Source organism: Pseudomonas sp. LB3P58, from assembly GCF_054897895.1.
Map to the genome: position 1 here is coordinate 2275511 of NZ_JBUBVE010000001.1, position 21487 is coordinate 2296997.

General features: G+C 57.5%; 20 protein-coding genes and 4 pseudogenes. 8 read left to right on the forward strand and 16 right to left on the reverse strand.

Going from position 1 to position 21487, the window contains the following annotated elements:
- Nucleotides 1-97: 97 nt before the first annotated feature.
- Both ACYZTZ_RS10670 and ACYZTZ_RS10675 read right to left on the reverse strand, forming a co-directional pair.
- The gene (locus ACYZTZ_RS10670; protein WP_461998146.1) at nt 98-979 is read right to left on the reverse strand and encodes an NmrA family NAD(P)-binding protein; all 882 of its coding nucleotides are present in this window, start codon (nt 977-979) and stop codon (nt 98-100) included.
- A 58-nt stretch (nt 980-1037) separates the two neighbouring features.
- Entirely contained in the window at nt 1038-1679 is a 642-nt protein-coding gene (locus ACYZTZ_RS10675) for an HD domain-containing protein (RefSeq protein WP_461998147.1), read from the reverse strand.
- A gap of 105 nt (nt 1680-1784) precedes the next feature.
- On the opposite strand from ACYZTZ_RS10675, the gene ACYZTZ_RS10680 reads away from it, so the two are divergent.
- Both ACYZTZ_RS10680 and ACYZTZ_RS10685 read left to right on the forward strand, forming a co-directional pair.
- Nucleotides 1785-2828, forward strand: coding sequence for a GlxA family transcriptional regulator (locus ACYZTZ_RS10680; protein WP_461998148.1), 1044 nt, complete (start codon nt 1785-1787; stop codon nt 2826-2828).
- A 282-nt stretch (nt 2829-3110) separates the two neighbouring features.
- Nucleotides 3111-3983 carry a DNA/RNA non-specific endonuclease gene (locus tag ACYZTZ_RS10685; protein ID WP_461998149.1) on the forward strand — a complete coding sequence of 291 codons (873 nt, stop codon included), beginning with the start codon at nt 3111-3113 and terminating at the stop codon, nt 3981-3983.
- Between the two features lie 338 nt (nt 3984-4321).
- Here the strand turns inward: ACYZTZ_RS10685 and ACYZTZ_RS10690 are convergent, their stop codons facing one another.
- Nucleotides 4322-5980 (reverse strand): arylsulfatase, encoded by a 1659-nt coding sequence (locus tag ACYZTZ_RS10690; RefSeq protein WP_461998150.1) that lies wholly within the window; start codon nt 5978-5980, stop codon nt 4322-4324.
- A gap of 496 nt (nt 5981-6476) precedes the next feature.
- On the opposite strand from ACYZTZ_RS10690, the gene ACYZTZ_RS10695 reads away from it, so the two are divergent.
- Complete coding sequence (locus ACYZTZ_RS10695) at nt 6477-7292, forward strand: transporter (protein ID WP_462000661.1); 816 nt, start codon at nt 6477-6479, stop codon at nt 7290-7292.
- A 92-nt stretch (nt 7293-7384) separates the two neighbouring features.
- Here the strand turns inward: ACYZTZ_RS10695 and ACYZTZ_RS10700 are convergent, their stop codons facing one another.
- Nucleotides 7385-7930, reverse strand: a complete 546-nt coding sequence (locus tag ACYZTZ_RS10700; protein WP_461998151.1) for an NMCC_0638 family (lipo)protein — start codon at nt 7928-7930, stop codon at nt 7385-7387.
- A 351-nt stretch (nt 7931-8281) separates the two neighbouring features.
- Between ACYZTZ_RS10700 and ACYZTZ_RS10705 the strand changes: the two are divergent.
- A pseudogene (locus tag ACYZTZ_RS10705) lies at nt 8282-8515 on the forward strand (c-type cytochrome); the annotation flags it as partial.
- Here the strand turns inward: ACYZTZ_RS10705 and ACYZTZ_RS10710 are convergent.
- A complete protein-coding gene (locus ACYZTZ_RS10710) occupies nt 8447-8617 on the reverse strand; it encodes a hypothetical protein (protein ID WP_462000735.1) in 171 nt (56 codons plus the stop codon). The pseudogene ACYZTZ_RS10705 and the gene ACYZTZ_RS10710 sit on opposite strands and share 69 nt — an antisense overlap.
- On the opposite strand from ACYZTZ_RS10710, the pseudogene ACYZTZ_RS10715 reads away from it, so the two are divergent.
- Nucleotides 8615-8796: pseudogene (locus tag ACYZTZ_RS10715) on the forward strand (efflux RND transporter periplasmic adaptor subunit); the annotation flags it as partial. The gene ACYZTZ_RS10710 and the pseudogene ACYZTZ_RS10715 overlap by 3 nt on opposite strands.
- Before the next feature lie 63 nt (nt 8797-8859).
- Here the strand turns inward: ACYZTZ_RS10715 and ACYZTZ_RS10720 are convergent.
- Genes ACYZTZ_RS10720 through ACYZTZ_RS10735 form a run of 4 tightly spaced genes read right to left on the reverse strand, consistent with a single transcriptional unit; the run spans nt 8860 to nt 11914 of the window.
- Complete coding sequence (locus ACYZTZ_RS10720; protein ID WP_046031503.1) at nt 8860-9624, reverse strand: ABC transporter ATP-binding protein; 765 nt, start codon at nt 9622-9624, stop codon at nt 8860-8862.
- 16 nt (nt 9625-9640) lie between these two features.
- On the reverse strand, nt 9641-10351 hold the full coding sequence (locus ACYZTZ_RS10725; RefSeq protein ID WP_461998152.1) for an ABC transporter permease: 711 nt from the start codon (nt 10349-10351) through the stop codon (nt 9641-9643).
- Nucleotides 10348-11076: an ABC transporter permease gene (locus tag ACYZTZ_RS10730; RefSeq protein WP_046037968.1), complete on the reverse strand. Its 729-nt coding sequence runs from the start codon at nt 11074-11076 to the stop codon at nt 10348-10350. The genes ACYZTZ_RS10725 and ACYZTZ_RS10730 overlap by 4 nt, the downstream gene beginning before the upstream one ends.
- Before the next feature lie 55 nt (nt 11077-11131).
- Nucleotides 11132-11914, reverse strand: coding sequence for a transporter substrate-binding domain-containing protein (locus ACYZTZ_RS10735; RefSeq protein WP_461998153.1), 783 nt, complete (start codon nt 11912-11914; stop codon nt 11132-11134).
- A gap of 386 nt (nt 11915-12300) precedes the next feature.
- Between ACYZTZ_RS10735 and ACYZTZ_RS10740 the strand changes: the two are divergent.
- Nucleotides 12301-12580, forward strand: a pseudogene (locus ACYZTZ_RS10740) (transposase); the annotation flags it as partial.
- Nucleotides 12581-12639: 59 nt separating this feature from the next.
- Here ACYZTZ_RS10740 and ACYZTZ_RS10745 read toward each other — a convergent pair.
- The 4 genes and pseudogenes from ACYZTZ_RS10745 to ACYZTZ_RS10760 all read right to left on the reverse strand — a co-directional run.
- Nucleotides 12640-13773 carry an aminotransferase class V-fold PLP-dependent enzyme gene (locus ACYZTZ_RS10745; RefSeq protein ID WP_461998154.1) on the reverse strand — a complete coding sequence of 378 codons (1134 nt, stop codon included), beginning with the start codon at nt 13771-13773 and terminating at the stop codon, nt 12640-12642.
- 323 nt (nt 13774-14096) lie between these two features.
- A complete protein-coding gene (locus ACYZTZ_RS10750) occupies nt 14097-14516 on the reverse strand; it encodes an SRPBCC family protein (RefSeq protein WP_461998155.1) in 420 nt (139 codons plus the stop codon).
- A 90-nt stretch (nt 14517-14606) separates the two neighbouring features.
- Entirely contained in the window at nt 14607-14993 is a 387-nt protein-coding gene (locus ACYZTZ_RS10755) for a hypothetical protein (protein WP_461998156.1), read from the reverse strand.
- 52 nt (nt 14994-15045) lie between these two features.
- Nucleotides 15046-15501: pseudogene (locus ACYZTZ_RS10760) on the reverse strand (IclR family transcriptional regulator); the annotation flags it as partial.
- Here ACYZTZ_RS10760 and ACYZTZ_RS10765 point away from each other — a divergent pair.
- On the forward strand, nt 15469-15612 hold the full coding sequence (locus ACYZTZ_RS10765; RefSeq protein ID WP_461998157.1) for a hypothetical protein: 144 nt from the start codon (nt 15469-15471) through the stop codon (nt 15610-15612). The pseudogene ACYZTZ_RS10760 and the gene ACYZTZ_RS10765 overlap by 33 nt on opposite strands.
- 204 nt (nt 15613-15816) lie before the next feature.
- On the opposite strand, the gene ACYZTZ_RS10770 is transcribed toward ACYZTZ_RS10765, so the two are convergent.
- From ACYZTZ_RS10770 to ACYZTZ_RS10780, 3 genes are all read right to left on the reverse strand, one after another.
- Entirely contained in the window at nt 15817-17397 is a 1581-nt protein-coding gene (locus tag ACYZTZ_RS10770; RefSeq protein ID WP_461998158.1) for an aldehyde dehydrogenase (NADP(+)), read from the reverse strand.
- 72 nt (nt 17398-17469) lie between these two features.
- Nucleotides 17470-19017 (reverse strand): UxaA family hydrolase, encoded by a 1548-nt coding sequence (locus ACYZTZ_RS10775; RefSeq protein WP_461998159.1) that lies wholly within the window; start codon nt 19015-19017, stop codon nt 17470-17472.
- 165 nt (nt 19018-19182) lie between these two features.
- Nucleotides 19183-20142 carry a LysR family transcriptional regulator gene (locus ACYZTZ_RS10780; RefSeq protein ID WP_056741656.1) on the reverse strand — a complete coding sequence of 320 codons (960 nt, stop codon included), beginning with the start codon at nt 20140-20142 and terminating at the stop codon, nt 19183-19185.
- A 120-nt stretch (nt 20143-20262) separates the two neighbouring features.
- Here ACYZTZ_RS10780 and ACYZTZ_RS10785 point away from each other — a divergent pair, with 120 nt between their 5' ends.
- Nucleotides 20263-21459, forward strand: coding sequence for a fumarylacetoacetate hydrolase family protein (locus tag ACYZTZ_RS10785; RefSeq protein ID WP_461998160.1), 1197 nt, complete (start codon nt 20263-20265; stop codon nt 21457-21459).
- Nucleotides 21460-21487: the final 28 nt, after the last annotated feature.

The window sequence follows — 21487 nt, forward strand, 5'->3', positions numbered from 1 at the left end:
AGGCACTCCATTGGAAACGAATGGACAATCATTGGATGCTAAGTGAAAAGCGGCGTATGCGTATGTCTTCAAGACCAAACGCATACGCCTATAGTGATCACACCTCGAATGCTTGCCGGTTTGCGCGTACGAAGTCAGCCACCGTTTGAGGCGCTTGTCCGGTGATTTCGCCGATAACCCCGTCCTCACCGCTAAAGATTCCGTTCTGGTAGTCGACCGCGACTGCAAGGAAGTGCTGGATCACAAACTCCGGCAGATCGTAGGTCTGCAGATGCTGGCGATACTCTTCGATGGTCGAAGGGCTGTAGGTAATGGTGCGACCTGTGATGCCGCTGATTTCGTCGGCAATCTCTTGGTGACTCAGCTCGACCGGCCCGTACAGCGGATAAGTTTTCCCGATATGGCCAGACGGCTGTGTGAGAACGGCGGCGATTAGCCGCGCTTGGTCTTCAGCGGCGATGGGTGCATGTCGGCCGGTGCCGTATGGCAGCGTGATCTTGTTCTCCTTCACGATCTGATCAAGCACCCACGGAAAGATCAGCCACTCGGAAAAGAACGTCGGGCGGATGTGCACGGTGGGTACGCCCGACCAGTCGAGTACACGTTCTGCAATCCAGTGGTCGCGCGCAGCATGGCTCAAAGAGTCTTCCCGTGCAGAAATCTGCGACATTTCTACAACGACCTCGACGCCGGCTCGCCGGGCTGCATCGGCAAAATAGGCAGTCGCCTGAATGTAGCCAGGACGCACGGGATAGCACAGGTAGGCGCCTGTGACCCCCTCCATCGCACGAATAATGTCGTCATGTTCAAGGAGGTCGCCCACAAATATTTCGGCACCTTCGCTTTGAAGCGCTGCGCTACGCTCGTCCTCCTGATGCACAAAAGCCCGAACCGCATGGCCTCCGTTGAGAAGGTGGCGAATGGTGTAGACGCCGGTTTTCCCCGTAGCGCCGGTGACGAGGTATTTACGTTGCTGCATGGTGAATACTCCAAAGTAAAGGAACACACATTGCTCGTGCCGATATCACGTATTGCCGTCAGCTATCGAAAGGAGCGTGATCAATCAGGTCGCACACATTCGGGCAATCGAACCCGTGCACGTGACGACGTCCGACATCCGCGAGCCCGGTGCCAATCGCCGTGTGAGGTTTCTTCCGGGCCACTTCGGCGACCGCTTGGGTAAACGCGGCTTTCATCCCAATGCGGGGGTAGAGGGCCAGCGTATCCTCGACCAGCGATGGCGTGATTTCTTCCAGCCGTAATCCCATCACGTCGACATGGGCGCCCATGTAGATCAGGGCGATCTCTGGTTGTTTGCGGTCGGCGATGCCGGCGCTGGAGTGAAGGGCGATCGCATCCCAAACCAGCTCGGCTTTCGATTCCGGGTAACCGTTTTCCAACAGGAAGCGGCTGGCAGCGTCCGCGCCGTCGACCTCAAAACGTTGGTCGGCTGAAAATTCGTATGTCAGACCCAGGTCGTGCAGCAATGCGGCGAGATAGACGGCCTCGCGGTCGTATTTCAGGCCTCGCTGCTGGCCGAGGAATTCGGCAAACCACCACGTGCGATGCACATGGTGCAGGAGCGCTGTCGAGTGAACGCGTTCGACGAGGAAGGAGGCGTTGCGGGCGAGTTCAGAGTCTGGAGCGCTGAAGCCGCCGATAATCACAGGTGTACTCATGTTTGCTCCCGGGGGATGAAGTGGGCTCGCAGTTCATTCTAAATAGTTGCAATTGGCAAAATTGACTATATTCAGATGATTTGTGCCAATATCCGTGCCAGGTCAATGCGGGAGATCGCTGTGAAAATAACGACGAAATCAAAACATTCCTTCCTCGGCGCGACGCAAAAACGAGTGGTGATTTTGGGTTTGCCACCCGTGGACTCGCTTGATGTGATCGGCCCGGCAGAGGTGTTCGCTTATGCAAACAACCTGCACCGCGGCGACTCTGCTCCCTACGTACTTGAGCTCGTTTGCGCGGGCGCCAATGAACAACTGGAGAGCAGCACCGGCATCGCACTCATGGCGCACAAGACGCTTGAACAGGAGCGTCTTGAAAACAAGGCCATCGACACCTTGATCGTGACGTCGGGCTGGAAAGCCATGGATCAGCTGGATCAGACGGCCATCGAGTGGATCCGCACGCGAGCCAAGAGCATCAGACGTGTGTGCTCGATCTGTGTCGGCGCGTTCGCCTTGGCCGAAACAGGGCTTTTGGACGGTCGAAAGGCAACGACCCACTGGCGGATGGCGCGCAGCCTGGCTGATCGCTATCCCAACGTGCAGGTGGATCCCAACCCGATTTGGGTCAAGGACGGCAACCTGTACACCTCGGCAGGCATCTCGGCGGGAATCGATCTTGCGCTCGCATTGGTCAGCGAAGACCTGGGTGACGACATCGCTTTGGAGGTCGCGAAAAATCTGGTTCTGTTTCTGCGACGTCCAGGCGGCCAGGCACAGTTCAGCGTCGCACTCCAGTCGCAGCATGCGACAGGTTCGAACCTGGATGAGTTATGCGTATGGATCAGTGAGCATCTACATTCGGAGCTTACGGTCGAGATACTTGCAGACAGGCTCGCCACCAGTGTGAGGACCTTGATTCGCATGTTTCAGAGGGAATTCAAGACAACGCCTGCGAAGTACGTCGAGGACGTCCGGGTTGAAGCGGCCTGTCGGCAAATAGAGCTGGGAAGGCGCTCGATGGAAGAGGTTGCGCGCCGATGCGGCTACCACAGTGTCGACGTGCTCAGAAAAGCCTTCGTGCGACGCATGGGGGTAAGTCCGAAGGAATACGCACAACGTTTCGCGCCAGTTAACGAGCCCGTTTAGGCATGCTCAATGGTCATGAACTTGGTCGAGCAGGCTGCTGATTCATTTGAGTCAGTAGAATGTAAACGCTGCTCAGCACTTATGTGACTTGTCATGGTCAATAAATCCCGCACGACCGTCAGCGGTCGTACTGCTCGGAGCCGACCGGATCCGCATTGGCATTTTGATCAAGGACAGTGAAAGCATGCTCGCCGCAAGATAATCAGCAACCGCCTCCACCTGGTTCCGTGAATCGGGACTCGCCGTACGTTTACCCCTCAATCCAATTCGAAGATTAAAAGCATGCACCTACGCAAAATTGCAGTTGGGCTGTCAGCCCTTGTTTTGCTCTCGACCGGGGCAGAAGCCCGTAGTCTGCTGGATCTCCTCAAGCCACCCACCCAGCATCAGGAACAAGCGTCCCACTCGGGTTCGATCAGCCAGAACGCGGCCCTGGACCTCTATTCAAACAAACAGAAACAGGCATCGTTTGACGGCTGCGCAGATCTGTTCCCGGCTGCGAAACCGATCAACATGGCCACTGTGCCTGCAACCATGAAACCCTTGGCCCTGTGCTCTGACAACTTCGCGGTGCTGTACTCGCAAACCAGCAGGACGCCGCTGGTAGTGGTCGAACGCCTTAATGCCGCCCAGCTGCAGGATGCCAAAGGGGAGGAACGCACCAACCAGTTCTACCCGGACCCACGCATCCCCAAGAGTGGGCGGGCAGAGTTGAGCGACTACCGTAGCCAACATCCGGCTGTGGATCGTGGCCATCAATCCCCGGCAGCCGATGCACCAAGCCCCAATGCAATGGCTCAATCCTTTGCGCTGTCGAACATGGTGCCGCAAGACCCAACCAACAACCGGAAGATCTGGAGCAAGGTCGAGGCGGACGTCAGAAAATTTGCCAAGCGAGCCGATGGCAATGTGTTTGTCTTTACCGGCCCGCTCTTTGACTCTGGCCACACCACCATCGGCGACAATAAGGTCTGGGTGCCGACCCGTCTGTTCAAGCTGGTTTACGACGCATCGTCCAAGCGTGCCTGGGCTTACGTACTGCCCAACGCTGAAACCCGTATCGAGAGACCGATGGACTATGACGCTTTCGTGAAGAGTACCGGGCTCAACTTGCTGGGGAATCTACCGGTCACAGGTTCCGTAGGACGCTCTTGATGGCTTGATGAATTGCACCCCAAAGGCTGGATGCAACCGATGGGGTGCTTCATTCACGGATAGATAGCGGTGGTTTAAAAGTTGCTGCGGGACATCGGATTTGCAAACGCGACTCGCGTCTTAAACAGTCTTTTTTCCGGTTCGGTAAACATATCGACAACCGGATGGGTAAAGGCCGTTCGCCCGCTTCTGGCCGATTCTTGCCTGTCACTAAGGGCAGAAAACGCTAATTCATGATTTGAGTCCTGAGTATCTAGAAAGCGCACTGGTCAGCCATTACGTTGAAAATCTCGCACAGTGGCGACCTCTAAAAAGGCCGCCACTCGATGCCTGATTGCCTAATTACCGGCTGGCATCGGCAGGTTAATGCCCTCCTTCTGCAATTGCTCCCGAACCGATTGGAATTTCTGATACTGGGACAGCTCGATCGGCCCGTCATAGGTCATGCTTTGCATTTTGCGGGGTGGGTACTTGACATAGGTCTGCATGAGCTTGCCGATCGCCTGGCTGATCGGCACCATCGTCCAGGTGTGTTCGGTGAAGTTACTCATGAAAATGTCATAGCGCTCCTGCGGGTCTTGCCACAAGTCAAAGACTTGCGGCACGGTCGCTACGTACTTAGTGGCGCCTTTCCAGCCCAGGTTGGAGTCCACGGCCAGGCCTCCGGTTTGCGCGCCATCATCGCCCCGCAGATTGAATACGGCCTTGTAGTTTCCAACACGGGCCGCACCCGGGGACAATTCGTTCTCGGTAAAGTAGAACCACTCCTTGCGCGGAGAAGGGGCACTGCCGGTGAGTACTGGTGTCATGTCGTAACTGTCGAAGATGATTGGCTGACCCTCGCGATCTTTCTCGGGCAGCTTCACCCCAGCCACAGAGGCGAACGTAGCCATCAAATCCAGGCCACCGAGAATCTCGTGATTTTTCGTGTCCGGCTTGATCTTGTCTGGCCAGACGGCAATAGCCGGTACCCGGTTTCCGCCCTCACGTACCGTGCCCTTGGTCCCGCGGAATGGGGTGTAGCCGGCATCCGGATAAACATCCTGCCAAGCCCCGTTGTCCGTGGTGTAAACCACCAGCGTGTTCTTATCCATGCCAAGTGCCTTGAGCTTGTCCATGATGCGGCCGATGTGGGTATCGAGTTCAACCACCGAATCGGCGTACTTGGACTTGGACATGGACTTATGAACGAACTCCGGTGCCGGCATGTTCGGCTGGTGCACTTTCATGAAGTTGACGTTGATGAAAAACGGCTTGTCCGATTTGGCCGCGGTGTCGAGAAATTCCAGTGCAGCTTTTTCGACATAGTTGTCAAAGAACGGAATGCCGACCACGCCGGGTTTGCCATCCACGACCGGCGTGTCCACGTACTGACCATTGACCTTGAATTCTTCGATCGGTTTTTCACCGGCCTTGCCGGACAACGCACCCTTGGTCACCTTTTGAAACATCGCGCGGGTTTCCGGATCCATGTCGGGGAACCATTCTGGATCGGCGTAGGTGTAGGCATTGAGGTGGTACAGGCCGACGTATTTCATCACGTCATAACCTTGTGCATTGGGAAGGGCGTAGTCGGCTTCACCCAAATGCCATTTGCCGGTGAAATAGGTGTCGTAGCCACCGGTTTTCAGCACCGATGCCAGCGTCCATTCGGCGGCGGGCAAGCCACCGCCCTGGCCCTGGAAGGCCACGGTGGTCATGCCACTACGATTGGGGATGCGCCCGGTTTGCATGGCCGCCCGACCAGGCGTGCAGCTTGGTTGCGCATAAAAAGAGTAAAAAGTAACACCTTCTGCCGCCAGCTCATCAATACTGGGCGTAGGCATGCCGCGACCAACCCCACCGCCGTAGGGACCCAAGTCGCCATAGCCGGTGTCGTCGGAGACGATAAACAGGATATTGGTTTTTTCCGTTTGAGCGGCGTGAGCAAGCCCGTTCAATGACAATAGTGCAGCAAACACGACAGACAGCTTGAAACGATCCGATAGCTTGTCCATACCAGCAATCCTCGTTGTTTCATTGTGTTGGCAACCTGGTGATGAGTGCACAACTACATTGACACTTGGTGCGTTGACCACCGAGTAATTAGCCTAGGCATTGCGTACAGAATCATTTCCCCCTTGCTACATGACCATGCACAAGTTAAGGCGCAGGATAGAGTTTAGTGCGGTTTTTTCAGATGTACGTGGTGAGTGCTCTGGCTGTATCAATAGAAGTTTTCTGAAGAAGCCATCTTCTGTTTCGGTCTAATAAATTTTAGGGACACTCCTTTCAATGGAGAATGTTTCGCCCCGATGTAGAGGGGGGACGAATGATCGATGGCTCAACGGAACGTTAGTTAATACGAGTTAGTCCTCCTGACCGGAGACAGTATTTTTCCCCGTCGAACATAGTTCAGATACCTGATCTAAGCTCATTGGCGGCAGGGTCATCCTCAGCCTTGTAACCGCGACACAACAACCCAAGCTCTCAATTTCGAGAAAGGAGTTGGAAATGAACAATGGCGTTCGACTTGTTCCTTTCATTACCTTAGCGGTGGTATGGCCCGAAATTAGCCTCGCCGCCGATAGTCAGGCCGAGCTGGCCAAGCAAACGCTGAATCCCGTCGCCGCGCTCTACAGCGTACCTATTCAGTACAACTGGAACCAAAAACTCGGCCCGAGCGGTGAGGGCTACCAAAGTGTCACCAACATCCAGCCAGTGCTGCCATTCAGTATCAATGACGAGTGGAACCTGATCTCCCGAACCATCCTGCCGATCATTGATCAGCATGGTCTGGTACCTGGCGGGCAGGCGGACAAATCCGGTATGGGGGATGTGACCCAGAGCTTCTTTTTTTCACCCAAGCAGCCGACTTCCGGTGGCTGGATTTGGGGGGCAGGACCTGCCATTCTGGTGCCGACCGGCAGCGATAAGCTTTTGAGCAGTGAGCAATGGGGGTTGGGGCCCACAGTGGTGGCCCTCAAACAGAGCAATGGTTGGACCCGCGGCATTCTGGCCAATCACATCTGGTCGTTGGAAAACAGCCCGCCCGATGACAAGGACAAGGTCAACGCCACTTTCCTGCAACCTTTCTTCAGCTACACCACTCACACCTACACCACCTTCGGCATCAACACCGAATCCACTTATGACTGGCAGACCCGCGAATGGTCAGTGCCAATCAACCTGTTCGTCACCCAGTTGTTCAAAGTGGGCCATCAACCCATGACCTTGCAAGCAGGACCACGCTATTGGGCAGACAGTCCGAAAGATGGTGCCGAGGGCTGGGGCTTCAGGGTGGCGTTTACACTGTTGTTTCCCAAGTGAGTGCCAAGTTTCAATGGAGCATGTTAAGCGTCTGCTTTTGGCCGACTGCTGCCCGTCGCTGCAGCGCAACCCATTGAACGCAGGGATTGATTCTATTGACTGATGATTGCTGCCGAACCAAGCACTTGAAGTTGTGCGGATTCAGATGTGGCGGTCGTGAGGGTAAACAACATTTTTCGTGTCGCGCTTGGAACTGACCATTCGTAGGAAAGAGTTTGAATTTGCCCATTTGCGGGAGATTGTGTTTGCTCGTTTTTTACCAGTGTTGAGATAAATGGAGAGGGTGGATTTGCGACCATTCCAGTGAACAGCTTTATAGCGGTCTCAGTACTTGCCCTGCGGACATGCACGGCGCAAAAATTCTTGCCGCTAGGAAGCGCGAGCACAAACGTTCCGTACTTGTCTGGAACAGACCAAGCGTCGCCAGGATTACCTGCCAGGAACAGTGCCGCCTTTTCGGGAGGAAGGCTTGGGATTGGCCTCAGCTTTTCTCGGAGTGCTTCCAGATTTGGAAGGTTCTTCATGCAAAGCGATGCGTAAATTTTGGCGAATGAGTTGGCTTGGTCGTCACCTTCGCTGGCAAGGCAAGCATTCGTACCTAGAGTGATCATGAGTAAGGTGGCGAAAAATCTGGGCATGCAAATCCTCCCTGGAGATATCACGATCAAGCTAAGCAGGATTTCAAAAAGTTGCCATCCGAATAATTTACCTCCGTAAACAAGCAGGGAACAGGAAGGTTCGAGATTCAAATTATAGAGTCCGCTTTTGGCCGAGGCTGTGTAAAAACGTTTTTGACCAGCAACTGCGGACGAAAACAGTCCGGAAATCGTGTTCCTACGCAAATTTCAGGTCCGTTGACTGAGCGAGCGCTGGCAGATTTTACGTAGCAACGCAGACTTCCAAACGGCGTCTGCGTTTTTACACACTCTGGGCTGATTGCTGCCCATTGAGCAGAAGGATTCACAATAACCTCGCGGCACAAGCCTTGGCTTGGTGTCGATGGAAACCCAGCAGCAGAGTTCTGGATCATCAAGCACGGTATCAAGTCCACGGGCATGCCTGCCTGGGGTAAAAGCATGGCCGATCCCTATATCTGGGGAATGGTCGCTGTTCTTTAGCAGCTTCCTGGTATGGATGATCAGGAATAGAGAGCGCTAGCCGCGAGCAACGGTGGCCATCAGCATGGTGGTGAAACCAAGATGCATAACCATGAAGGTCAGCATGATGGGCAAAAAGAAGCGACATCTGGACATCGTCATGATGCAGGTGGCACTGAGGAGTTCGCCGAAGCTGACGTTCACCGCGGTGACACAAGCGGCGGCCATGCTCCCGGTGATGTGCTCAAAGCAATGCGGCGTTGGTAGATATCCTGGTTCCAGAGTGGGTGGCTGCTCAGACAGCGTTCCTTGTTTTGAAGCGAAGCGGTCGGATCTGTTGGCCGCGGCTCGTCAGCGGCTACGGCATCACAGGGATGCTGGCAACACTGATTGCTCAGGTTGAGCGTGGGCGTTTTGAGGGTTGAGCCAGCGCCTTCGAGCGACCCTGCCATCACTCGAAGGCGCTCCGGTTACTTCAGGTTGCCGCTGAGGAATTGCTGCAGGCGCTCGCTTTTGGGGTTGCCCAATACGTCCTCGGGCGCACCCTGCTCTTCGACCCGCCCCTGGTGCAGGAACAGCACCTGGTTCGACACTTTGCGCGCAAAGCTCATTTCATGGGTCACCATGATCATGGTGCGGCCTTCTTCGGCCAGTCCCTGGATCACCTTGAGCACTTCTCCCACCAGCTCCGGGTCCAGGGCCGAAGTCGGCTCGTCGAACAGCATGATCTCCGGTTCCATGCTCAGGGCACGGGCAATGGCGACCCGTTGCTGCTGACCACCCGAGAGAAACGCCGGGTATTGATCTGCAACCCGTGCCGGCAAACCGACCTTGTCCAGGTAGCGTCGGGCGCGATCCTCTGCGTCCTTCTTGCTGACGCCCAGCACCCGGCGTGGGGCCATGGTGATGTTTTCGAGCACGGTCATGTGGCTCCACAGGTTGAAGTGCTGGAACACCATCGCCAGGCGAGTGCGGATGCGTTGCAGTTCATTGGCGTCGGCCACGCGCATGCCGTGGCGATCATGGACCATTTGAATCGGCTGGTTGTCCAGGCTCATGGCGCCGTCGTTGGGCGTTTCCAGGAAGTTGATGCAACGCAGAAAGGTGCTCTTGCCCGAACCACTGGCGCCAATCAGGCTGATCACATCGCCGGTCTTGGCGTTGAGCGAAACACCCTTGAGGACTTCATGGTTGCCATAACTTTTGTGCAGGTTTTCAACGGTCAGTTTGTACATGAACAAGCATCCTGAATTAGTGAGCCGGGCCGAGGAAAGACAACCAACGGCGTTCAGCCAGGCGGAACAGGCCGACCAGGGAGAAAGTGACTGCCAGGTAGATCAACGCGGCGAGGCCGAACGACTGGAAGGTCAGGAAGGTCGCCGAGTTGGCGTCTCGCGCGACTTTCAGGATGTCCGGGATGGTCGCGGTGAAGGCCACGGTGGTCGAGTGCAGCATCAAAATCACTTCGTTGCTGTAGTAAGGCAGCGAGCGACGCAGGGCCGACGGCATGATCACGTAGGCATACAGCTTCCAGCCGGTCAGGCCGTAAGCCTTGGCCGCTTCCACTTCACCGTGGTTCATGCTGCGAATGGCCCCGGCGAAGATCTCCGTGGTGTAGGCGCAGGTGTTCAGGGCGAAGGCCAGGATGGTGCAGTTCATCGCATCGCGAAAGAACGCATCCAGTACTGGCTGAGCACGCACCGCGGCCAGGCTGTAAATGCCGGTGTAACAAATCAGCAGCTGAATATAGAGAGGCGTACCCCGAAACAGATAGGTGTAGAACTGCACCGGCCAGCGCACCCAGACATTGGTCGAGACCCGGGCAATCGACAGCGGGATCGACATCACGAAACCGAAGAAGATCGAGGCACTGAGCAGCCAGAGAGTCATGGCCAGCCCGGTGATGTGATTGCCGTCCTGGAACAGGAAAGGTTTCCAGTATTCCTGCAGTAGCTCGATCATCGCACGGCCTCCCGGGTGCCTGCGGCGTAGAAGATTTCCATCCGGCGCAAGACGTAGTTCGAAACGGTGGTTATCACCAGATAGATCAAGGCGGCCAGAATCAGGAAGAAGAACAGCTGATAGGAGCTCTTGCCCGCGTCCTGGGCCACCTTGACCAGATCGGCCAAGCCAATGATCGACACCAGCGCGGTAGCCTTGAGGATCACCATCCAGTTATTACCGATGCCCGGCAGGGCAAAGCGCATCATTTGCGGGAACACCACTAAGCGAAAGCGCTGAGCGCGGGTCAGGCCGTAGGCGGTAGCCGCTTCCATCTGCCCTCGCGGTACGGCAAGGATGGCGCCACGGAAGGTTTCGGTGAAATAAGCCCCGTAGATGAAACCCAGGGTAATGACCCCGGCGCTGAACGGGTTGATCTCGATGTATTCCCATTCCATGAAGTCGGTGAACGACGTCAGCCAGGTTTGCAGGCTGTAGAAGATCAACAGCATCAGCACCAGGTCCGGCACGCCGCGAATCAGCGTGGTGTAGGCCTGCGCAGGGACGCGCAGCAGTGCCGATTTCGAAAGCTTGGCGCTGGCGCCGATCAGGCCCAGGCCAACGCTCACCAGCAAGCACAGAAAGGATAATTTGACAGTCATCCAGGAGCCTTGCAGCAACAGCGGGCCGAAACCCTTAAGGCTAAAGCCTGACAGTCCAAGAATCTGCAATAGGTTTTCTAGCATTGAGCAGCCCTACGTCAATCAAAAAAGCGCCCATCCGGAAATGGGCGCAGGGTCATTATTTGCCACTGTAGAGATTCAGATCGCCAAAGTGCTTCTGCTGAACGGTCGCATAGGTGCCATTGTCGTGCAGTGCCTTGATACCTTTGTTCAGCAAGGCCTGGAGCTCGGCGTTGCCTTTGGTGAGACCCACGGCGGTTTTGGCTGGCAGCAGAGGGCTTTCGACCGGCTCGCTGACTTGGAAGTCGGCGCCTGGTGGCGACTTCAGGAAGCCCAGTTCGGCTTGCAGCATGTCCTGGATTGAGGCATCGAGGCGTCCGGAGATCAGGTCAGCGTACACCTGGTCCTGGTTGGCGTAGGCCTGGGTCTCTACCCCGGCCTTGTCCAGCACGGCCTTGGCGTAGGCTTCCTGGATGGTGCCTTGCTCGTAGCCGACTTTCTTGCCCTTGAGTGAGGTCGGATCGGTGCCGATGGCCGCGCCTTTCTTGAATACCAGCGCAGTCGGGCCAGAGAACAGCTCGTTTGAGAAGTCGATAACTTTCTCACGCGCTGGCGTGGCGGTCATGGAAGAGATCACGCCGTCGAACTTGTTGGCCTTGAGGCCGGGAATCATGCCGTCGAAGTCACTTTCGACCCATTTGCACTTGACCTTCAGCTCAGCGCAGATCGCGTTGCCCAAGTCGATATCGAAGCCCACCAGGCTGCCATCGGCGGCCTTGGATTCGAACGGCGCATAAGAGGGGTCGACGCCAAAACGCAACTCCTTGTACTCCTTGGCCAGCGCAGAACCGGCAGCCATACACAAAGCCAATGCAGAAAGGGTGAGAAATGCTTTTTTCATTGTTTTATTCCCAAGGACCATCGAAAGCGCTTGTGCCGCAAGAGCGCGTGTACTGCGCGGCGAAATGTCTTATGCACACGCAAATACTTGTACAGACAAGCATATGCAATCACCCGGCCAATTCGCGGATTGGGCGTTTGAGAAAGCGCGTACAGCGCTCTGGGATGGGCTTGGCAGGCAGGTGAGCGCAGGGGGGAGGCAGCCTGCGAGGTTGTTACCAAAGCAGGTTTTTACACCCGGCTGGGGTATGCGGTAACAAAGTGTGAGATTAAGGGCGCCGACTTTCCTGGCTCAATCCTTGATGCTCCAGCAGCAGCATCGACGGTCGGAACGGCGGAGTGTCATCGCAGGCATTGAGTGGTCATGTGTACGACGAGTTCGACCCATGGGAACAGGAAGCTGTATTGGAGGAAATGCAAATTAGGCTGAGCAAAGCGCCGCAGACATGCGGAACCGAAAAAGGACTGTTGAGCATCCCTTCGGGACACTCAAGCAATGGATGGTGCGACGCACTTCCTGACCCGAAAGCTCGCCGGGGTGAGCGCCGAGATGAGCTTGAATGTGCTCGCCTACAACAGGAAAAGGGTCATGAAAATCATCGGTACCCATAACTTGATGAGGGCGTTACGGCATAAAAACCGTGCTGTTTTCCTGCTGTCCCGGTGATATCACGTGTTGTGTTTGGAATTCACAAGTTCGGTATGTGCTGCGGGCAAGATGAGGGCTTAGTTAACCATCACTTCGTCCAGTGCCTGCTCGAGGGTGCTGACCGTGCGCTCGATATTGTGCAGCTTTTCGAGTCCGAACAGACCGATGCGGAAGGTCTGGAAATCGGCCGGTTCGTCGCATTGCAACGGCACTCCGGCGGCGATCTGTAGGCCGTGGTTGGCAAATTTCTTACCGCTCTTGATGTCGGCATCATCGGTGTAGCTCACCACTACGCCAGGGGCCTGAAAGCCGGCTGCGGCCACGCTTTTGATGCCTTTGCCGGTCAACATTGCGCGCACCCGATCGCCCAGCGCCTGTTGTTCGCCGCGGACCCTGTCGAAACCGTAGGCTTGCGTCTCTTTCATCACTTCGTTAAACCGCGCGAGGGAATCGCTGGGCATGGTCGCATGGTAGGCATGTCCGCCCTGTTCGTAGGCCTGCATGATCTGAAGCCACTTTTTCAGGTCGCAGGCGAAGCTGCTGCTTTGCGTCTGCTCGATGCGCTCGAGGGCCAAAGAACTGAGCATCACCAGGGCGCAGCAAGGGGAGGCGCTCCAGCCTTTCTGCGGTGCGCTGATCAGCAGGTCGACTGCGCATTTCTGCATATCAACCCAAAGCGTGCCTGAGGCGATGCAGTCCAGCACGAACAGGCCACCCACCGCATGCACGGCGTCGCCGACGGCCCGCAGGTACTCGTCGGGCAGGATAATCCCTGATGAGGTTTCAACGTGGGGGGCGAAGACAATCTGCGGCTTCTGCGCCGCAATGGCTGCCAGCACTTCGTCCAGAGGGGGTGGGGCGTAGGCAGCCTGGCGACCCGTGTCGACCGGTCGGGCTTTCAGCACCGTAGTGGCCGCCGGGATATTGCCCATCTCAAGGATCTGGCTCCAGCGATAACTGAACCAGCCGTTGCGTATCACCAGACATTGCTGGTCGGTGGCAAACTGTCGCGCCACCGCTTCCATGCCGAATGTGCCGCTTCCCGGGACCACCGCAACCGCCTGGGCGTTGTAGACCTGTTTCAGGGTCCTGGAAATGTTCTTCATCACGCCTTGAAATGACTGCGACATATGGTTGAGCGAGCGGTCGGTGTAGACCACTGAGTACTCGACCAGCCCCTCAGGATCGATACTGGGATATAGCTTTGACATGGGGTGACTCCTTTGGCAGAGATGTCAGTGGTATCGACCCTGCCCTAAGCCTTGGCAAATGACAAGATTGCTCGGGATTGAATTGCGATTTCTGTCGAGCGGCTGGCATCACCTGTGGGCAACAACTGGTTCTAACTGCGCAGATTGCGCACAAGAAATACAACGGTAAAAAGCAGGCAATTACCTATGCACGAGTAAAATGGTGCCCCCAGTCCGGTTGGTCGACAACGATGGCGCAACGCGGCAATCAGGTTACACCTAGTCTGTCCACTGACTGCTTATGGCTGTGGATTCAACCGGTCGGCACAGGAAGCTTCGGGTCGTCAGCCCCTGGTTTCGACGACGGCTTTAAGGCGCTCCAGCCCTGTGCGGTAGAGTGCCTCGAAATGCTCGACGACCTCAGTTTCATCGGCACCCAGGACCACAAAGGTGCTGGACCAACAGGCCAGCGTCCCGCCTTTGCCATCATCCTGCGCTGACATCGTGCCGATATAGTCAGTAACGGGCGATGGTCCTTCCAGCAGGGCATAGCTGTAGTGTTTTTCATCTTCGTTAAACGTGAGCAAACGCTCGACGATGATCGCACCGTTAGCGGTTTTCAGATGACGCAGGCGTCCTCCGTCGCTGAGGGTGCTGCTGGCGATAACATCCAGCCAGCGGGGCAGCCAATCAAAGCCGCCGAGAAGTGACCAGACCTGTTCGACGGGGCGTGCAATAGCAATTTGGACGTGGACGTCACTCATGTGTTCACCTGTTTGGTAGTAGGGCATTCAAAGTTAAACGACGCGACCAGCCACAGATTGGCGGCGCTGATCAGCGGGAAAATCTACAAATCACCAATGGCCTTGACTGGCCGTCGAGCGGGGGCGATGAAAGCTCGGGTCTTTTCGGTTCAGCGACACCTGCCAGACCAGCGGCAACTGTGCAAGGATCACCGTCACAACTCCCGCCCAGGGTGTGAGAGCAATCTGCCCGTGGTCGACCAAGGTACTGCCACTGGTTTCTCCCAGGGCAATGCCCAGGTTGAAGGCTGAAATGTTCAGCGCCGAAGCGAACGCCACCGCGTGCGGGGTATAGCGTTCGGCGGTGGCCAGCATGCCGGCCTGGGCGGCGGGGGAGAGTCCGAACGCCAGCGCCCCCCAGAAAAACAGCATCACCACCATCGGCAGCTGATAGGGCAACAGCAGCGCGACGGCAGCCAGCACGAGTGTCAGTAGCATGAAGATCCTTCGCTACGCAGTTCAGCCCTGGTTCGGCTTCTTCAAGGTCTAACGCATAACCATCCATGACGATACCGGCCAACTCGTTTTTCAGTTCCGCGGGTAGCAGGTCAGATCGGCGCAAGCTGCGGCGCAGGTCCTCGTCAAATGCCAGGAACACTTTGCCGATGGCCGAGGTGGTCAGCCCCGCACGACGTCCACGCGGACTTGCAACGCGCAAATTGCCGCTGCCTTCCAGGGCATCCATATAAAGGTATTCGCGAGTACCGCAGGGCACCGCGAGGAAACAGGTTTCACCACTGTGTTCGGCCAGAGTGCGTAGCGCAGGGGCGAAGGCTTCGCGCAGTAACGCATCGGCGTCGTTCAACGGCTGGGCGATCTCACGTAGACGCAATCCCAGGGCGTAGTAGGTGCCGCGACGGGAAATGTAGCCCATGGCAGCCAGGGTATTGAGCAAACCGTGCAAGGTGCTTTTGTGCAAACCGGATTGCGCCGCAAGGTCTACCAAGCGGATCTCGCCCCCTACCGCCGCGATGGTTTCAAGGATCATCATCGCGCGTTCGACGGACTGTATGCCTTTGTTCTCGTTGATCATGTGAGGACGTTCGTTTGCCTGTAATGAGTCTGAGGTTATCGGATTGGGCAGGAGTCCTGATTATCCGGGGGCTTTGGGCTGGGGTGACGGTGGGCGGGGTGATGGGAGGGGGAAGTTTGATGATGTCGGATATTGAGCTGGCGATCGACTGCGCCGGGCACAAAACCTGTGAGCGACACAGGGCAAATGTGGGAGCGAGCCTGCTCCCACATTAATTGCATTTAACTGTTAGAGGGCGTCGCGGGACGGTTGGCCGTCCACCAGGCGTTGGATACGCAATGGGTTAGCATTCTTCAACGCATCCGGCAGCAGGCTGTCGGGGTAGTTCTGGAAGCACACCGGGCGCAGGAAACGATCGATGGCCAGCGTGCCCACCGACGTACCGCGCGCATCGGAAGTTGCCGGATACGGCCCGCCATGGACCATTGAATCGCAGACTTCCACACCAGTCGGATAACCATTCAGCAGGATCCGCCCGACCTTTTGTTCCAGCAACGGCGTCAGCTCAGCGAACTGCTCGAAGTCTGCCGGCTCGCCAATGATCGTCGCCGTCAGTTGCCCATGCAGACCGTTCAACGCGGCGCTGAGTTGCGCCTGATCGGCGACTTCGACGAACACCGTGGTCGGGCCGAACACTTCTTCCTGCAGCACCTCATCGCCCTTGATCAACAGGCTGACATCGGCCTTGAACAGTTGCGGCTGAGCCTGATTGCCTTGTTGCGGACTGCCGGCCAGATGCTCGATACCGGGATGAGCGAGGAGTTTTTGCAGACCTTTGCCATAGCTGCTCAAGGTCCCGGCATTGAGCATGGTTTGCGCCGGCTGATCGCCCATCAGCCCTGCGACCTGCTGAACGAAGGCGCTGAACTGCGGCGAGCGAATACCGATCACCAGCCCGGGATTGGTGCAGAACTGACCGCAGCCCTGAACCACCGAAGCGGTCAGGTCACGGGCGACCGATTCGGCGCGAACTTGCAGCGCCTGCGGCAACACGATCACCGGGTTGATGCTCGACATCTCGGCGAACACCGGGATCGGTTGTGGACGCGCGGCAGCCATGTCGCACAACGCGCGACCGCCTTTCAGCGAGCCGGTAAAGCCTACCGCCTGAATTGCCGGATGCTTGACCAGCGCTTCGCCGACTCCGCCGCCGTAGATCATGTTGAACACGCCAGCCGGCATGCCGGTTTTTTCTGCGGCGCGGATGATCGCGTCGGCCACCCGTTCGGCTGTGGCCATGTGACCGCTGTGGGCCTTGAACACCACCGGGCAACCGGCGGCCAACGCCGACGCGGTGTCGCCGCCCGCCGTGGAAAACGCCAACGGAAAGTTACTGGCGCCAAACACGGCGACTGGCCCAAGGCCGATGCGGTACTGACGCAAATCCGGACGCGGCAACGGCTTGCGCTCGGGCAACGCCTGATCAATCCGCGCACCGTAGAAATCACCGCGACGCAGTACTTTGGCGAACAGGCGCATCTGACCGCTGGTGCGACCTCGCTCGCCTTGAATGCGTGCCGCAGGCAGCGCGGTTTCGCGGCAGACCAGCGAAACAAAGTCATCGCCCAACAGGTCCAGTTCATCGGCAATCGCATCGAGAAATTGCGCCCGGCGTTCGGCACTCAGGCTGCGATAGGCCGGGTAGGCGGCAGCGGCAGCCTTGGCGGCGGCATCGACTTCTTCGAGGGTGGCCTGGTAAAAATCGTGAGGCAAGGCTTCGCCGGTGCTGGCATCAACGCTGTTGACGATGATAGTGCCGGCAGCGCTGCGCTGACCGGCGATGTAGTTGTGGCCGATGATCGTGGGCATTTCTGGCTCCAGAAAAGAATGTTCGAGTCCCCCTTGCGGGGACTTCAGGGCAATAGGGGAGGAGAGAGGGGGTCAGGTGACTGCGCCGATCTGCCAGGGCACGAATTCGTTCTGCCCGTAACCGTGCTGCTCGCTCATGCTGCGTTCGCCCGAAGCGATGCGCAGCATGAGTTTGAAGATGGCTTCACCGCATTCTTCGATGGTCATGGTGTCTTCGGCGATCTCGCCGCAATTGATGTCCATGTCTTCGCGCTGGCGGTTCCACAGGGCGCTATTGGTCGCCAGTTTGATCGAAGGCGTGGGGGCGCAACCGTAGGCCGAGCCACGTCCGGTGGTGAAGGCGATCAGGTTGGCGCCGCCGGCGACCTGACCTGTGGCCGATACCGGGTCGTAGCCGGGGGTGTCCATGAACACCAGACCTTTGGCGCTGACCACTTGGGCGTACTCATAGACATCGACCAGATTGCTGGAGCCTGCCTTGGCCACGGCACCCAGGGATTTCTCCAGGATGGTGGTCAAGCCTCCGACCTTGTTTCCGGCCGAAGGGTTGTTGTTCAGTTCTGCGCCCATGCGTGCGCAATACGCCTCCCACCAATGGATCCTGGCGATGAGCTTTTCGCCCACGGCGCGGTTGACCGCACGGCGGGTCAGCAGGTGTTCGGCGCCGTAGATTTCCGGGGTTTCGGAAAGGATGGCCGTACCGCCACAAGCGACCAGACGGTCCACGGCATTGCCTAGCGCCGGGTTGGCGGTGATACCGGAATAACCGTCCGAGCCGCCACATTGCAAGCCAATCACCAGATGCCTGGCACTCACGGGTTCGCGCTTGACCTGGTTGGCCTCCTCAAGCAACGCCTTGACCTGGGCGATGCCGCTGGCGACCGCTTTGGAGGTCCCGCCACTGTCTTGGATGCTGAAAGTACGCAGCGTATCGCTGCGGCTCAGGCCCTGGGTGCTGAGCAGCCCTTCGATCTGGTTGGTTTCGCAGCCCAGTCCGATGACCAGCACCGCAGCGAAGTTGGCATGGGTGGCGTAGCCGGCCAATGTTCGGCGCAGCAAGGCCAGGCCCTCGCCGGCGGGGTCCACGGCGCAACCGGCGGAATGGGTGAGGGCGACCACGCCATCGACGTTGGGGTATGCCAGTAACGCGGCAGGATTGATGTCCCGGCGGAAGTGGTCGGCAACGGCGCGGGCCACGGTGGCCGAGCAATTGACCGAGGTCAGGATGCCGATGTAGTTGCGCGTCGCCACTCGACCATCCTGGCGCACGATTCCCATGAAATGCGGCTCGTCGTTCAAGGGTTTGTCGGGTTTCACATCGACGCTGAAGGCATAGTCACGGGCGAAATCGCCCATGGTCAGGTTGTGTACATGCACGTGATCGCCGGCTTCGATAACCCCGGTGGAAAAACCGATGATCTGTCCGTAACGACGCAAGGGCTGGCCGGCTTCGACACGGCGTGCGGCGATCTTGTGGCCGGCGGGTACCGGCTGGCGTACGGTCACGCCTTCCTGCTCGAGTACTTCACCCGCCACCAACGGGCGACGGGCGATCAATACATCGTCCAGAGGATTGAGGCGCAGGACGGCGGCTGCACCGGTTTTCATGATCAATTCCATCGCAAACTCTCTGGCTATGAAGCGTGGGAGGTCGCTGGCGAACGAGCCGCGCCTTACCTTTGTCGCTGAACTATAAGAGCCGCCGCCCGTGGCTGCCTAATGAGACCTTTGGATTGATCGATAACCTTTTCTCATTGGTTCAGGGTTTTCTGAGTGAAACATCGCTCAACGGTCGCCAGCTTCCCGTCGCAGCCTGGCGAATTCCAGCAACGTATCGGCGAACTCCCGGGCGGCTTCGCTCAGCGGTTCGTCCTTGCGCGTGATGATGCCGTAGTCCTGGGGCTCGACCTTGAACGGCGTGTTGAGCACCTTGAGCAAGCCGCTCTGAACCTGCGACTGGACCATGGATTCGGGCAGCATCGCGAGCATCGGTCCCGATTGCAGCAGTTGCAGGAAGGTCGGCATCGAGATGGTCTCGACCGTGTTGGTGGGCGTGCGCACATTGAACTCGGCGAAGGCACTTTCCATTCGCCGCCGTATGGGTGCATTGAAGGGGTACATGACCCAAGGCCAATCGCCGAGCTGATCGGTCGCTACTTCATCGAACTGCGCGAGGGGATGGCGACTGTTGACCACCAGGCAAAAGGGCTCGGGCCCGAGCGCACGAAACTCGAAGGGTTGCTGATAACGTTCATCGGTGAAGCGGGCAATGATCAAGTCGAGTTTTTTGTGCTCGAGCATTTCCAGCAGTTGATTGCTGGTTTGCTCGATCACTTCGATGGACAACATCGGGCGGTCCAGCTTGATCCGGGTGATGGCCTCGGGCAGCACGACCGAGGTCGCAGCGAAAATCGCGCCGACTTTCAAATGACCATGTCCACCTTTGCGCAGCTTATTGAGCTGATCGACGAAAGATTGCGTGTCGTCCAGGGTCATCCGCGCATAGCGGACCACGAACTCGCCGAGCTCGGTCAGGACCATGCTGCGGGTCTGCCGTTCGAACAAGGCAAAGCCGAGCAACAGTTCGATGTCGCGCAACATTTTGCTGATGGCGGGCTGGGTCAGGTTCATCAGCTCGGCGGTGGTATGCATGTTGCGGGTCCGAGCCAGGGTATCGACCAGCATCAGGTGCTTGATCTTGAGCCATTTGCTGACGCTGGCGTATGAAATCTCGTCGTTTTCCATAAGTCGCTCACATCTGATTGATAACGAAACGATATCAAATGCTGAAAATATGTCATTGGGATTTATCGATCCAGTCCACTAGTTTTGCTCGGTCGTTATCGAATTGACCTGGATCTGCATATGCCCAAGCTGAATTTGACTGGTAAAAACACCCTCCCTATCGATGGCCTGGAAGGCACGCTGATCGGTCGCGCCTGGGTGCCGGGGGAGGCCGCAGGCCCGTCGCCGGTGGTACTGCGCGTCGATGGCGTGTTTGATCTGTCGCAGGAGTTTGCGACATTGAGCGATCTGCTTGAGAGCCCGTCACCGCTCGAAGCTGTTCGCGGCGCCCGGGGTCGATACATTGGCAGTGTTGACGAATTGCTGGCCAATACGGGAGTCGGCTCCGACCCCGCCAAAGCTTTCTTTTTGCCCCCGGCTGACCTGCAAGTGATCAAGGCCGCCGGTGTGACATTCGCTTCCAGTATGATCGAGCGCGTGATTGAAGAGCAGGCCGGTGGTGATGCGGTCAAGGCCGAAAGCGTGCGCAACGTGGTCAAGGCAGCTATCGGCGATAACCTGCGTTCGATCAAACCGGGTTCGAGCGAAGCGGCGCGGCTAAAGGCGGTGTTGATCGGGCAGGGGTTGTGGTCGCAATACCTGGAAGTGGGGATCGGCCCGGATGCCGAGATATTCACCAAGGCGCCGGTTCTCGCTTCCGTCGGCAGCGGCAACGAGGTCGGTATTCATCCCGAGTCCAGATGGAACAACCCAGAGCCGGAAATCGTCCTGGCGGTGAACAGCCATGGCCGGATACTGGGCGCAACCCTGGGCAACGACGTCAACTTGCGCGACTTCGAAGGCCGCAGCGCATTGCTGTTGAGCAAGGCCAAGGACAACAATGCGTCTTGTGCGATCGGCCCGTTTATTCGCCTGTTCGACGAAGGCTTTTCTCTGGATGATGTGCGCCGCTGCGTGGTCGACCTGGTGGTCGAAGGTGATGACGGTTTCATCCTGCGCGGCAGCAGTTCGATGGAGCAGATCAGTCGCGATCCGCTGGAGCTGGTCGCCCAGACGGTGGGCAGCAATCACCAGTACCCGGATGGTTTCATGCTGTTCCTGGGCACCCTGTTTGCTCCGACGCAGGATCGTGAAGAGCAGGGCAGCGGTTTCACCCACAAGCAGGGCGATAGCGTCAGCATCGGCAGCCCGTTGCTGGGCACGCTGCACAATCGCGTCACCTTCAGCAATCAAGCCACACCCTGGACGTTTGGTCTGCGTGCATTGATGGGCAACCTGGCTGCTCGCGGTCTGGTGGCAGGTAAATCACTCCATTGATTTGCCTGCCAGAGGTTGCTGGCAGATG